We start from the raw sequence: 14,364 nt of genomic DNA, 5'->3' as shown, positions 1-14,364 counted from the left end.
TCGGCACGTAGAAGAGGCAGTGCACTATCATCAGCGCGAAGAACGTGTTGAAATCCTTCGTGAACGCGAGCCCGATCATCGCAAGCCCGCCGATGAGGTGCGAGAAGGCGAGGAACTTCTCCGCCGCAAACTTCCGGTCCGCCCACTGGTTGCTGAAGAACATGCCGACGATCGACGCGATGGGGAAGGCGTTGAGAATCCACGACTGCTGCCCGGGCGAGAAGCCGAGGCTCGGCAGGTAGCCGAAGATGAGCGGCAGCCACGCGCCCCAGATGAAGAACTGGAGCACCATCATGACGAAGAGCTTGAGCTTGGGTGAGGAATTCATAGCCGTGTGCGTGAAACCGTAGGGGAAGGCCCCTGGAGTGGCAAGCGCCACCTTGGCCCCTCTCTGCAAAATTCATCGAGCGTCGGCGGAGTGTCCGGTCTGGGGCCGGACTTTCCCTGGAATCTGGCATGTTCCGTCGAGGCGCAGGCTCGACGCTGCACGTTTTGCAGCGGTCTCAGCTTCCCAGAATTTCCTTGCGCGCACTCCGTCAAACACGCGCAATCACCGCACATCACCGACTGCTCACACCTCACCTCATCCACCATGGTCAAGATTCCCGTCCTCCGCTGGGGCCAGCCTTACGAAAGCCTCGAGACCGATCCCGTCATCCACTTCGTCACCGGCGAGACCCTCGCGCAAGTCAGCCGCGCCAATCCCGGCCTGCTCGCCAAGGATATGAAGAAGGCCGCGCGCTCGCGCGAAGTCCTCAAGGACATCCCCATCCGCGACCTCGTGCAGATCATGAAGAAGGCCGCCGACTTCTACCGCGACGCCACCCTCCCGATGGGCGACGGCACTCAATCGCCCGACGACTTCGCGCGCCAGCAATCCGCGTCCACCGGCCTGCCCGAGCACATGTGCAAATTCAACATGTCCAAGAACCACTTCGTGCTCTCCAACATGGACAAGATCCTCGACTGCCTCACGCGCGGCCTGCCGCTCGACATCCTCACGCGCGGCTACGGCGATGAGAACCGCGGCGTCATCGTCAGCTACCAGGCGCAGACGCCCGTGCTCGGCATGGTGCTGCCGTCCAACTCGCCCGGCGTCCACACGCTGTGGCTGCCCGTGATCGCGATGCAAATCGGCCTCGTGCTCAAGCCCGGCCCGCAGGAGCCGTGGACGCCCTACCGCATGGCCGCGGCGTTCACCGCGGCGGGCATCCCGCGCGAAGCCTTCGGCATCTACCCGGGCGCGGGCGAGATGGGCGCCGAAGTCGTCAACCGCTGCCGCCGCACCATGATCTTCGGCAGCACCCAGACCGTGAAGCAATACGAAGGCAACCCGCGCGTGCAAGTCCACGGGCCCGGCTTCAGCAAGGTCCTCCTCGGCGACGACGTGGTGGACGACTGGCCCAAATACATCGACCTCATCGCCGACGGCATCTACCTCAACTCCGGCCGCGGCTGCATCAACACCTCCGGCGTCTGGGCCTCGCGCCACACCAAAGAAATCGCCGCCGCGCTCGCCGAGAAAATCGGCCCCATCGACGTGCTCCCGCCCGAGGACCCCAAGGCCGCCCTCGCCGCCTTCACCGTGCCGGGACAAGCCCAGGCCGTCCACGCCTCGATCCTCGACAAGGCCAAGGAAGCCGGCGTCACCGACATGACCGCCAAGTTTGGCCCGCGCCTCGTCGAGAAGGAACGCTGCGCGTATCTGCGCCCGTGGGTGCTCCACTGCGACTCGCCCGACCGCGCCATCGCGAACACCGAATACATGTTCCCCTATGCCACCGTCGTCGAGTGCCCGCAGGACCAGATGATCGAGAAAATCGGCACCACCCTCGTCGCCTCGTGCATCACCCACAACCGCGCCTGGCAACGGCAGCTCATGGAGGCGCACAACATCGACCGCCTCAACATCGGCGCGCTGCCCACCATCAAGCTCGACTGGCTCCAGCCGCACGAAGGCAACATCGTGGACTTTCTCTTCCGCGCCCGCGCGTTCCAGACGCTGCCGGACATGCTCGGCAAGGTGGGGTAGGCCCGGTCACTTCGGCTTCGCCGGCTGCGCCGACGCGCCGGTTTCCGCCAAGCGCTTCGAGGTCGAACGCACGTCGCGCAACACTTCCCCCTTCTCGTTCCTCGTCAGCGCTGTCAAGACCACGCGATCCGCTTCGTGCGTCACCTGCGAGGAACTCGTCCAGCCTTCCGGCAAGTCCACGCCCTTCCAGGTCATGATCCGCGTCTTCGCGTTCCACTCGCCATTTGAGTCGGCAGCCCCCCTCTCAAAAATCACCCCGCGCCAATGCCCCAGAAAAAACAGGCCTCTTGTCTGATCCTTGTTTCTTACGAGGCCGCATATGAATCTCCAATCACAATCTGAATCATATCACCCTTCTTCAGCGACACTGGAGGAACAAACTGGGTGACCTCTCTGCCAGAGGCGTCAACTCCCTCATAATCACATGAACTTGCTATTCGGTCACTTCGAGCCTGCTGCCTGAACCGCGCGGCGCTGCGGGTTGTCCGGCGCGGCGTCGGCGCGGGCGTCGGGGGCGTCGGCGCTTTCTTGCACGAGGCGCTGGTAGCTCTGGCGGGCGTGTTCGTAGTCCTTGGCGGCTTGCTCCTTCTCGTCGGCCCGGTAGGTGCGTTCTTTTTGCTGCCAGCACACGTCCACGGCTTTGAGGCACCACTCGGCGCTCTTCTGGGAGGCGCGCACGGGTTTGTTGCCGACGGTCACCCAGATGGGGTTGCTGTGCGAGGAGGGCAGGACGCGCAGGGCGACCCAACTGCTGCGGTCGATTTTCACGTCGAAGGTCATGTCGCGGGTCGCGCCGTCGGCCAGGAGGTTCTGTGTGGCGACGGGCAGGCTGTTGACGAGGAGTTCGACGGGGACTTGGCGGGTGTCGCCGATGCGGGCGCGCTCGATGTCCCAGTAGGGTTTCTGCTGGTAGGGCCGGCCTTTCATGGTGGGGTCGGGCTGGGGGTTGAGGTAGCCGGCGATTTTCGCGGTGATGCGCACGTTGCCGGGCGCGGCGAGTTTGACTTCGCTGCCGTTCTCGCCGAGGGCGGTGTTGTTGAGTTTCATTTCCATGATGTGGCTCTTGCCGTCGCTGACGTAGTTGCGGCCGGCGCGGATGCCTTCGCACCAGTCTTCGTAGGTCCATTTGGCGGGCAGTTTCACGTAGCTGCGGCCGAGGCCGACTTTTTCGCCGTAGATGCAGGGGAAGTCGGTCTCGCCGCTGATGCGGGTGCGGAAGCCGACGTTGAGGGTGTGATACCAGATGTTGAGTTCCCACACGTAGGGGGTGTCCACCATGGAGAGGAAGTCCACGGCGGGGACGAGCTTGCCGTCGGGGCCGGGCACCGTGTGGGTGACGTTCATGATGTATTCGTTGGCGCCGATGCCGTTGAAGGGCGGCATGATGAGGGTGGGCAGTTCGGCGCTCATGCCGGCGGCGGCGCCGGAGGTCTTGCTGTTGAGGGGCGCGGCGTCGCGTCCGGCCGCGGGCGCGCGGGTCTCCAGGCCCCAGCCGGAGTGGGCGGGGCCGACGAGCGCGCCCTGTTTCTTGGCCCAGCGGAGGGTGTTGAGGCCGAGGGTGGGCCAGTGGTTTTTCGAGTCGCCGCCGGGATACATCTGCTCTTTGAGCCGCAGCAGGCAGAGGTGCCCGCTCTGGTGCGAGCCGAAGCCGCTGACCTCGACGTCGTAGCGCAGGATGTAGGGATGCTGCGAGACCTTGTCGTCTTTGCCGGTGAAGAATTGTTTCTGGTAGTCGAAGCACGGGCCCCACGTGAGGTTCGCGCCGACTTTCAAATCTTCGCCGAGGATGTGGCGCATCATGTCGGGCGCGTGGACGCCCTCGGTGGGATTGGTGTAGTGCGCGCAGCCGGCGGCGTGGATGTGGTGGTCGCCGGAAATCCAGCCGAGCTTGGCGGGGTCGACCCATCGCTCGACTTTGAAGGTCCAGCGCACGGTGTCGTTCTTCACGGCCATGGGATAGCGGCGCACGAGCGACTCGGGGCCGCGCTGGAATTCGACGGTGTATTGGCCGACGGGGAGCTTCATGACTTCGCCGTCGGCGCGATAGACCTGCGGATGGAACGCAAAGTCCGGCGCGAGGCGCTTGGCTTGCGACGGATGCACGCGGCCCTGCGCGTCGCGGATGATGAAGCTCGCGGTGGTGGGCTTGCCGTTCTCGTCCTTCACGTCGAAGACGATGTTGCGCGCGGGCTTGCAGTCGAAGAGCGTGTCGGCCTCGTTGCGGAAGCCGATGTCCTGCGTGCCCTGGCCGACGTTGAAGTTGATGCGGGCCTCGCGCTTGCCGGCGTCGCGGCTGTAGAGCTGGAGGATGCGATACTCGACCTTGAGACCGCTGAGGGTCGGGCGCAGCGGCTGGGCGTCGAACATCTGCAAATCGAGCCAGCGGCTGGCGACGTCGGCTTGCGGGGAGTTGAAGAGGCGCTGCGCGTTCGGGCTTGCGCCGCGGAGCGGGGCGGTGGTGCCGGATTCGTTGGCGACCTTGACCAGGAATTGCCGCCAGCCTTGTTCGACGAGCTCGGGCTTCGCGGCGCCCTGCGCGACCTTCACGCGCATCTCGGGATTGATGTGCACGCCGTAGAGCGCGTAACGGTCGAGCACGGTCTGGATCTTCTCGACGGCGGCGGCAGTGTCGGTGGCGGCGAGCGCGGTGTTCAGCGCGGCCTTGTCGGCGTCACTAAACGGCGAGCCAAGATAGTCCGTGGCCTCGATGAGCCGGCGGGCTTGCGCGGCGAACGGCTGCCACTCGACGTCGGCCACGATGGGAAGGTCGGCGGCGCGCGCAACCGGGGCCGCGAGGGCGAGGGTGGCGGTGAGGATGGCGGTGAACACGGGTCGGGGATGTTGGGACAGCATGGCGGCCTCTCAGTCTTCAGGGGTTTCTTGCGCGTGGGAGAGTAGCAAAGGCGGCGCGGGTGGACAGGGGAAAGTTGGGGACGTTGCGTTGCGGCTTGTTTGAGTGGGCGAAGCCGCCGTCCCGTTGTAGAAGTCTCCCGCACGGCCGTGAACGAGCCCGGCACCCAGTTGCTTGTCCAGCAGGTGTCGTCGTCCATGAAGGAGATGGGATGCTCCGCCAGTCGCTGCACCTTGCGCGGCAGATCGCGGCACTCGGGCTCCAGAAAGTCGCCCACTCGCTCGTCAAGCCCGGGTGGATTCTCAACCAATGCGGCCAGCCCTCGGTCGCGGAACCGCCCTGCCGGGAAGCGCTCGCCACGGCGCGCGACTTTGGGAACGACCCCGATCCAACGCGCGCAGCCTGCGCCCGGAACTCCCGCGGTGTTTGCTCAACCGGTCGTTCCCGGTGTCCCGCCCATTCAGGGCGTTGCCACCAACCAGACGAATTTCATCCGGCCCTTCAATCCCAAGCTTCCGTCTCGTTCCCAGCCCTAGTCCTGACGGTTTTACCCTGCTCATTGCGACAGCGCCTTGAGGCAAGTTTGGAGTCGAAGGGGCTACAGGCCTTGTGCCAGCATGCCGATGCAGAATATCTACGCCGCCGCCAACCCGCTCACTGGCTTGATGCGACCGCGCCTTCCGCCGCGGCTTTCGCCTGCGAGAAGGTCAGCTTGTCCCCGGTGGTCGTGACGCTTACCGGCTCGCCATCGTGGATGTTGCCGCGCAGGAGTTCCTCGGCGAGCGGGTCTTCGAGGTATTTCTCGACCGAGCGCCGCATCGGCCGCGCGCCGTAAACCGGGTCAAAGCCTTTCTCCACCAGGAAATCGCGCGCCTTTTCGTCGAGGTCGAGGCGGATGTTCTTGGACTTGAGCCTGCCCAGCACCTTGGCGACTTCGAGGTCGAGAATCTTGATGAGGTCGGGCTTGGTGAGCGAGCGGAACACGATGACGTCGTCGAGCCGGTTGAGGAACTCGGGCCGGAACGCCTTCTTGGCCTCGTCGAGAATCTTGTCGCGCATCCGGTCGTAGGTGTCCTGTTCCTTCTGCGAGGTGAAGCCGATGCCCGCGCCCTTGCGCATGGCCTCGGCGCCCACGTTCGAGGTGAGCAGCACGATGGTGTTGCGGAAGTCCACCACGCGCCCCTGGCTGTCGGTGAGTTTGCCCTCCTCGAGAATCTGAAGGAGCATGTTCATCACGTCGGGATGCGCCTTTTCGATTTCGTCGAAGAGGATGACGGAATACGGCCGGCGCCGCACCTGCTCGGTGAGCTGGCCGCCTTCCTCGAAGCCCACGTAGCCCGGCGGCGAACCGACGAGCCGCGACACGGTGAACTTCTCCATGTATTCGCTCATGTCGAGCTGCACGAGCGACTTGGGGTCGCCAAACATGAACTCGGCGAGCGTCTTGGCCACAAGCGTCTTGCCCACGCCGGTCGGCCCGAGCAGGGCGAACGTGCCGATGGGCCGCTTGGGGTCCTTGAGGTCGGCGCGCGAGCGGCGCAGCGCCTTGCACAACGCGGTGACGGCTTCCTGCTGGCCGACGATGGCCTTTGAGAGCTCGAGTTCCATGTCGAGGAGCCGCTTGATTTCGTCGCGCTCCATGCGCTTGAGCGGCACGCCGGTCCACTTGGAGACGATTTGCAGGATGTCGTCCTCGTCCACCTTCACGCGCTTTTCCTCGCGGGCGGTGCGCCACTCGGCCATGACGGCATCGAGGCGTTCCTTGGACTGCTTTTCCTTGTCGCGGAAGTTCGCCGCGCCCTCGAAGTCCTGGTCCTTGATCGAGCGCTCCTTGCGGGTCTTGAGTTCCTCGATCTCCGTCTCGAGGGCTTTCACATCGGGCGGGCGCGTCATCGCGTTGATGCGCGCGCGCGCGCCGGCTTCATCCATCACGTCGATCGCCTTGTCAGGCAGGAAGCGCCCGGTGATGTAGCGGTCGGACAGCTTCACCGCGGACTCGATCGCGAGATCGGTGAACTCGGCCTTGTGGTGGTCCTCGTATTTCCCGCGAAGCCCGCGAAGGATGAGGATGGCCTCGTCGATGGACGGAGCCTCGACTTTGACGGACTGGAAGCGGCGTTCGAGCGCGGCGTCCTTCTCGATGTATTTTCGGTATTCGTTGAGCGTCGTGGCGCCGATGCACTGGAGTTCGCCGCGGCTCAAGGCGGGCTTGATGATGTTGCTGGCGTCCATCGTGCCCTCGGCCGAGCCTGCGCCGACGATCGTGTGCAGCTCGTCGATGAACAGGATGACGTTCTTGTTCCGGCGGATTTCATCCATCACCGCCTTGATGCGCTCCTCGAACTGGCCGCGATACTTCGTCCCGGCGACCATGAGGGCGAGGTCGAGGGTGATCACGCGCTTCTCGCGCAGCAATTCCGGCACGTTGCCCTTGGCGACCTCCTGCGCAAGGCCCTCGACGATGGCGGTCTTGCCGACGCCGGCCTCGCCAAGCAGCACGGGATTGTTCTTCGTGCGGCGGCAGAGAATCTGGATGACGCGCTCGATCTCGTTCTTGCGGCCGATGACGGGGTCCATCTCGCCCTTGCGCGCGATCTCCGTGAGGTCGCGGCCGAAGGCCTTCAACGCGGGCGTCTTCTGCTCGGACTTCTTGCCCTCGCCGGCGGGCTTCTCGCTCTTGGGCTCGGGCGTGCCCTCGCCGGCGGGCTGTTCCTCGGAGGCGCCGAAGTTCGGGTCGAGCTCCTTCAGGATTTCCTGGCGCGTCTGCTCAATGTCCACGTCGAGGCTCTTCAACACGCGCGCCGCGACGCCGTCGCCCTCGCGCAACAGGCCAAGCAGGATGTGCTCCGTGCCGACGTAAGTGTGGTTGAGCGCCTTGGCTTCCTTGGAGGAGAGGGCGAGCACCTTTTTCACGCGGGGTGTGTAGGGAATGTTGCCGACCTGCTTCTGGTCCGGCCCGGTGCCGACCTGCTTCTCGACCTCCATGCGGACGGTCTCGAGGTCAAGGCCCATCTTCTGGAGGACGTTCACGGCGACGCCCTGGCCGAGCTTGATGAGTCCGAGCAGGAGATGCTCCGTGCCGACAAAGTTGTGGTTGAAGCGGTCCGCCTCCTTGCGCGCGAGGGCAAGCACCTGCTGCGCGCGGGGGGTGAAGTTGCTCATGGCTTCTTCGCTCATAACATCGAGAGTGTTGCGGTCGGCGGTTGCAACGCAGCGTCGCGGCTGCGGGGTCGGAAATCTGACGCGAAGAAGCGGAACCCGCTTCACCGCTTCGAGGAGTCACCGCCGACCGACGCGTGGAGAGTAATTCCGAACCGCGAAGTTGCAAAACGAATTTCGCCGCAATGTTCGCGGCCTCGTCCCGGAATTGAAACTTGCCGCGGGCGCGTCTTGCTGCTTCACTCCCGGCAGCTTTCGAAGAACCCATGCTGGCACTCAACTCGAGAGTTTTCCGGCTGTCGTCGGCCATCGAGACGCGCCACCTGCCTGGCGGCACGCGCCTGCTCAAGCAGACCACGCGCGGCGAATACCTCGCGCTCGACGCCGAGCAGCAGCGCTCGCTCGACCAGTTTGACGGCAAGCGCTCCGTGCAGGAGGTGCTCCACGGTCTGCTCCAGCTCGACCCGCCCGTGCGCGTGCGCGGGTTCTACGACCTCGTCCTCGCCGCGCACTTGAAGGGCTTCATCTCCGACACCGCGGAACCGACGCAGACGGTGATGTTTCTCAAGCAAGCCGGCGCGCGAATCCGCCCGGGACTTTCGATCGGGCTCTCGCTCGCCATGATCCTGGCGGGCTGCGGCGTGATGGCGTCGTCGTCGCTCGTCACCGGCACCATGCCCGACGGCTGGCTTGCGGTCGCGTTCTGGGTGGCTCTCGGCCTGAGCCTTGCGAACGCGCTTGCCGGCTGTGTGCTCTGCAACTTCGGCCGGCTCGTCGGCGGATTGCGCATCCGGTTCGACCGGGGACTGCCGTTTTTCGCGGTGGACTTGCGGGATGCGTTCATGGGCGGGCGCATCTGCGAATTGTGCGTCGCGTTTCGTGCGCTCAGCGCGCCGTTCCTGCTCGCGATGGTCGCCGCGCTGATCCAGTCGCCGACCGGATTGCTCGCGAGCGGTCTCGCCGCGGTGGTGCTCGCGTGTCCGTTCGGGGACACGCCCGCGCATGCGCTGCTGCACGCGCTGCTCCGCAAGGACTATCAACTGCCGAAATGCGCCGCGCGATTCCTCAGCCGGAAACTCGTTGCCCAGATCTTCAACTGGAAGGACCAGCTCGTGGAGGAGAAGTATTTTCTGGTCTACAGCACCTACGCGATCCTCTGGCTCGGCGCGGTGTATCAATACGGGGCGCGACGGCTGCAGGCGCAGGAGGGCGTGCTCAGTTCGCTTTTCACGAACGAAGTCGGCGAGGCCACGCGGTGGCTTTCGTTGGTGGGTTTCGCGCTGCTGGCCGCGGTGGTGATGCTGCCGGTGCTCTACGTCGCGTGGATCCTCGCGCGCGGGTTGTGGCGCCTGGCGGCACCGAGCCTGATGGCCGCCGAGCGAGCCGCGCACGAGCGGCCCGCGGGAATGGCGCGTCCGGTGGAAAGCGAGGTTGTCCGTTTTCTCGGCTCCACGCTCCTTCTCGGGCAACTTCCGCCCGATGACCTCAGGCAGGTCGCGGCTTCGATGAAGTTTCTCACGGTGGAGGCCGGCACCATGGTCATCCGCGAGCGCGATCGCGGCGAGGCCATGTTCGTGGTGTATTCCGGGCGCGTCGAGGTGCTCAAGGAAACCGAGGCCGGCGATCAGATGTTTGTCGCCAATCTCGGCACGGGCGATGTCTTTGGGGAGGTCGCGTTGCTCGAGAACCTCCCGCGCACGCGGTCGGTGAAGGCGGTCGAGGCGACGCAGCTCTTCGCGCTCACGCGCGCCGATTTCGACCGGTTGCTCGTGTCTGCGCTCGGCACGAAGACCATTCGCGACGCGGTGCAGGTGTGCGCGTTTCTGCGTCGCAACCCGCTCTTCGCCGAGTGGCATCCGCAGCCGCTGCTCCGCGCGTCGAGCGCCTTCACGTTTCGCGATTTCAAGCCCGGCGACCGGGTGATCGAGGAGAACAAGGCCAACGACTCCTTCTGGCTCGTGCACGAGGGGCAGTTCGAGGTGCGCGTGCAAGGCCAGCACAAGCGCACGCTCGGCCCCGGTGACTTCTGCGGCGAGATCAGCCTCTTGCGCAACCAGCCCGCCAGCGCGCAGGTCACCGCCGTCGGCGCAGGCCGCTGCCTCCGTCTCGGCAAGGAGGATTTCCTCCGGCTCGTCAGCCAGGATTTCGTCACCGGCCTCACGCTCGAAAACGTCCTCGACCAGCGCCTCACGGCGACCGCGTCATGAGCGCGCTGCTCAAACTCCTGCCCGTCGCCGCGCTCGGCATCGTGGGCTACGTGAACAAGGACTCGCTCGCCCAATCGCTCGACGTGATCACCAAGGTCCAGAGCGCCGCCACTGCGGGCATCGAGATGCAGGGCATCGCCGACGCCGTCGCGATGGAATACGCCGACAGCGCCACGCTGCCGCTCAACAATTTCAGCCAGTTCCTCAAGGAGAACATGATGGAGAAGGGCGGCCGCGAGACGCGCGACAAGTCCAAAGACATGTGGGGAACCGATTATCGGATCGCGGCGAGGCGCGACAAGAACGGTTTCGAAATCAAGTCCGCCGGGCCGGACAAGAAGTGGGAATCGGAGGACGACCTGAACTTCATTTACTCGCTCACCGGCATCGGCGGGAAGGACGCGCCGCTCACCGCCGCGCCGTTGACCGACGCGGAAAAGGCGATGGCCAAAAAGTCCGGCGCAGCCAGCACGGCCAGCCGTTCCACTCCAACCCAGGGCACCTCGACTTCGACACCGCCGCGAACCCAGACCCCCGAAGAGACCCGCAGCAAAGTCGTCGCGTCGCAGATGGACCGGGCGGCGAAAGGCTCCGACACGGCGCAATACGACCTCGGCGTTCGTTATCTCACCGGCGATGGCGTTGAGAAGGACGCGAACATCGCCGAATACTGGCTCAAGCAATCCGCAGCGCAGGGCAATTCTCAGGCTCGTGCGAAGCTGAGCCGACTCGGCCAGGGAAAACCGTAGCCCGCGGCGGCTCATCGCTTCAGAAACCGCTCGAAGAACAGGTAAATCTGTTCGTTGGATTCTTCCGTCGGGGAATGTGTCCTCCGGTTTGTCATCGCGACGCGATTCGTGTGGCCGAGCAGCTTGTTCACGGCGATCGAGTGGTTCAGTGCGCGCCACCGCTCCGGCGGGTCTTCCGAGCCGCCCGAGACGAGGAACGGTCGCGGCGCCATCAACGCGTGCAACTCGTGCAGGTCGCGCCCCGTGGCGACGAGTTCCTTGTAAGCTCCCGTGCGCGGGTTTGCCTCCGTGGGCACGCCCGGCTTGCGAGTCGCCGAGGCATCGCGCCCGAGATACCACGGTTCCCAGTAGTTCACGTTCGGGCGCTTCTCGTCCCACACGATGCCGCCGTCGGACCACGCCGCGCACGCGAAGCCTTCGTGCAGGCACGAGGCGAACATCGCCCACTTGCCACCGTAGGAATGACCGACGACGCCGATGCGGCGCGGGTCCACATCGCCGCGTTGCGCGAGCGCAGTGCGGCAGTTGGCGGCGACATAGCCGAGGAAGGAGAGGGGCTGCCATGTCGGGCGCTCCGGGTCGGGCCGCCGCGCGTCGCCGCCGGGCGAACCGATCGAGAGCGTGACGAACCCGCGCCGTGTGAGTTGCAGCGCGAAGTCGCGCAGCCCATTCGTCGTGAGCCCGATGCTCGTCTCGGGATTGTAGTAAGGCACCAGCACCGCCGGGAACGGACCCTTGCCCGGTGGCACGAGCACGAAACCCGGTTCGAGCCGGCCCGCCGCGACTTCCACGCGGACGCGATGCTGGGTGAAATCCTCGCGCGCTCGCGATTCGAGGATTTCCACGCGCGGCTTGTCGAGCAGAGCCGGCCACGGCCCCATGAGCCTGTGCCAGTCCGCCAGGATTTCCCGGCGCCGCTCCTGCCAGTCGGCCGCGGACCTCACCGTGCGGCCGTCGTTGAAGCCAAGCGGCGACTTGAACGCTCCGAACCCGTTTGCCAGCTCTGCGGGTGGCGTGAAGAACGGCGCAAGCTTCGAGGACGCCGATTCAGCGCCGCGTGCTGGAAACACGGAAACGAGTGAAACCACCGCCCCGACCGCGGCCAAGCCACCGCAAATGCGTCGGATCACCGCCCTGCTCACGGCGATTTTTTCTTCTCGGGTTGCGAGCCCGGCTCGGTGGTGAAGACGCGTTGCCCCACCTCGACATTGATCAGCCGGGTGGCGTCATGTGCGCGGCGGACGGTCGCGTCAGCGGGCGACTTGATGATCCACTCCCGCGCGCGGAGCGGCTGGCCCTTGGCATCGAAGGGCATGTTCAGGGTGAAGAAATCGGTGTCCGTCATCACTCGGCGCTGTTCGGTGAACTTTCCAAACGTCTCCTCTCCCAGAAATCCCTTCAACGTGCGGTCGCGCTCGGCCTCGGCGGTGGCAACCAACGCGCGCCGCTGCTCCTCGCCGAGATTCTGCATCGCACGGATGCGCTCGATCTCCTGCTGCGTGGCTTGGTTGACCTGATGCACGGTGCGCGCGGACTCCGCCGGGGCGCCCGCCGATTGGAGCGCGCCGAACACGTCGCGGTAGCCCGCATCCTGGTTGAGTTTGAAATCCTCGTAGCGCTGCGGTCCGAGCGCCTGTTTGAGCGCGTTTTCCCGCTGTTGCTCCAGTTGGGCGCGGGCCTGCCGGCTGATGGCATCGTCGCCCGAGTAGTCCGCTTGAATCTTGATGTCGAACGGGTCGCTCGCGCGAAAGATGGAGCGAAACTCATCGGGTGTCGGTTCGAAGAACCCGAGTTCACTGCGGATGCGGTCCGCGTTCGCTGAATTCCGCACCAGATATTCCTCGAGCTGGGCCGGAGAGAGGAGCCGCGCGAACTCCTCGCGCATCTCGCGCCTGATCCGAACCTCCGCGCCGGCGTCAGGCTCGCGTCCGGCGCTCTCGGCGGCGGCATACAGGTCGGCGATCCGTTTGGCGCCGCGCGCGTCGATCTCCGCGATCGCCTTCTTCGTCTCGGCTGGAAGCGCGCCGAGGACGGGGCCGGTCAGCAGCGAGTTGTCCGCGTCGACTTCCGGTTCTGCCTTTGCCCAGCCCGCGCCGAGCAGGCGGGTGAGCAACTCGTCACGCTCGGCATCGAGCGCGGCCATGCGCTCCTCGCGAGCTTTGTTTCGGCTGGCGTGCGGATCGGCGCGCCACCACTCGATGTCTTCGTCGGGCAGTTCCCGCGCGCGCCGGCCCGCGAAAAGTTTCTCCACGTCCGCGACGATGATGTCGCGGATGGTCTCCTCGGGGCATCCAATCAAACGGAGGTTTTGAACGTAGACGCTGAAGTCGTCGGACTCGACCTTGGCCCAGTCAAAGTTCAACTGGGTGAGCGTGATGTTCGTGCGGACGAGGTTCGTGACCGTCGTGGGTGTGCGGATGGTGCGTGTGACGCGGCGGACTTTCGGGCGCGAGTCGAGGTGGTGGGCGACGAGGACAAACGCGAGCACCGTGTTGAGGACGACGGACACGAGGAGGAACACCCGGTCGCGCATGGTCGGAGCATTGCCCACGACAGCCGGGCTGGCAACAGATTTGGCGCGCCCGCGGCTTGCGTTCGCCGTTTGGATGTGGTGAAAGCTGGCGCATGAAGTCGCAGCCCTCCCGGCGGAAGTTTCTCGTCGCCACCGCGGTTGCGCTTCCGGGACTCGTGTCCGCGCGAATCCGTCTTGGACGCCGCCACTTCCCGGCGCACAATGCTTCATGCGCATCATTGGCGGCACGGCGGCTGGGTTGATCCTCGCGACTCCGAAGGGTCTCGACGTGCGGCCGACTCCCGACCTTGTCCGGCAGGCCGTCTTCAACAGCCTCGGCGCGCGAGTGCCCGGCGCGCGAGTGCTCGAACTTTTCGGCGGCACGGGCGCGCTGAGCCTCGAGTGCCTGAGCCGCGGGGCACGACACGCCGTGTGCGTCGAACTCTCTCGCAAGCACGCGCGCTTCATCGAGGAAAACATCGCGAAGGCCTCGTTCTCGCGCGCGATCGTGGAGGTCCGCGTGCAGGACGTGTTCACGGCGCTGCCGCAGCTTGCCTCGGCGGGACGGACGTTTGATCTCGTGCTCGCGGATCCTCCGTTTGGGGAGAAAAACATCGGCCGCCGGTCGGGATCGCTTTCCCAGAAGCTGCTTGATGATCCGACGCTGCCGACACTGCTCGCGCGCGGCGGACTGCTGATCCTCGGCCACGCCAGGCGCGACACGCTCGAACTCACGCCCGCGTGGAGCGAGCGAAAGATACTCAAGCATGGCGACTCGTGGATGCGCTTCCTTGAAACACCCGAATCGCCGTTGTCCTCGTCGTCGCCGCCGATGCTTGATTGAGGCGGAACGG

General features: G+C 65.4%; 8 protein-coding genes and 1 pseudogene. 4 read left to right on the top strand and 5 right to left on the bottom strand.

What is annotated here, in order from left to right; translation table 11 throughout:
- A partial coding sequence (locus FJ386_05975; GenBank protein ID MBM3876251.1) for an MFS transporter occupies positions 1–328 on the bottom strand: 328 nt, incomplete at its 3' end.
- Positions 329–592: 264 nt separating this feature from the next.
- On the opposite strand from FJ386_05975, the gene FJ386_05970 reads away from it, so the two are divergent.
- On the top strand, positions 593–2,032 hold the full coding sequence (locus FJ386_05970) for an aldehyde dehydrogenase (GenBank protein ID MBM3876250.1): 1,440 nt from the start codon (positions 593–595) through the stop codon (positions 2,030–2,032).
- A gap of 525 nt (positions 2,033–2,557) precedes the next feature.
- Here the strand turns inward: FJ386_05970 and FJ386_05965 are convergent.
- Together FJ386_05965 and FJ386_05960 are read right to left on the bottom strand one after the other, a co-directional pair.
- A pseudogene (locus FJ386_05965) lies at positions 2,558–4,849 on the bottom strand (hypothetical protein).
- Positions 4,850–5,537: 688 nt separating this feature from the next.
- Entirely contained in the window at positions 5,538–8,060 is a 2,523-nt protein-coding gene (locus tag FJ386_05960) for an ATP-dependent Clp protease ATP-binding subunit (GenBank protein ID MBM3876249.1), read from the bottom strand.
- A 248-nt stretch (positions 8,061–8,308) separates the two neighbouring features.
- Here FJ386_05960 and FJ386_05955 point away from each other — a divergent pair, with 248 nt between their 5' ends.
- Positions 8,309–10,249, top strand: coding sequence for a cyclic nucleotide-binding domain-containing protein (locus tag FJ386_05955; protein MBM3876248.1), 1,941 nt, complete (start codon positions 8,309–8,311; stop codon positions 10,247–10,249).
- Positions 10,246–10,998: a hypothetical protein gene (locus tag FJ386_05950; GenBank protein MBM3876247.1), complete on the top strand. Its 753-nt coding sequence runs from the start codon at positions 10,246–10,248 to the stop codon at positions 10,996–10,998. Before FJ386_05955 ends, FJ386_05950 begins: the two co-directional genes overlap by 4 nt.
- A gap of 11 nt (positions 10,999–11,009) precedes the next feature.
- Here FJ386_05950 and FJ386_05945 read toward each other — a convergent pair whose 3' ends face one another.
- Both FJ386_05945 and FJ386_05940 read right to left on the bottom strand, forming a co-directional pair.
- Entirely contained in the window at positions 11,010–12,068 is a 1,059-nt protein-coding gene (locus FJ386_05945) for a sialidase (protein MBM3876246.1), read from the bottom strand.
- A gap of 68 nt (positions 12,069–12,136) precedes the next feature.
- On the bottom strand, positions 12,137–13,531 hold the full coding sequence (locus tag FJ386_05940; GenBank protein ID MBM3876245.1) for a hypothetical protein: 1,395 nt from the start codon (positions 13,529–13,531) through the stop codon (positions 12,137–12,139).
- Between the two features lie 208 nt (positions 13,532–13,739).
- Here FJ386_05940 and FJ386_05935 point away from each other — a divergent pair, with 208 nt between their 5' ends.
- Positions 13,740–14,354, top strand: coding sequence for a methyltransferase (locus tag FJ386_05935; GenBank protein ID MBM3876244.1), 615 nt, complete (start codon positions 13,740–13,742; stop codon positions 14,352–14,354).
- The last annotated feature ends 10 nt before the right edge of the window (positions 14,355–14,364 follow it).

The sequence above is a fragment of the Verrucomicrobiota bacterium genome, assembly GCA_016871675.1.
In the GTDB taxonomy this organism is placed as follows: Bacteria; Verrucomicrobiota; Verrucomicrobiia; order Limisphaerales; family VHCN01; genus VHCN01.
Note: the sequence above shows the minus strand (reverse complement) of the source record. Positions and strands in the feature narration are given on the sequence as shown.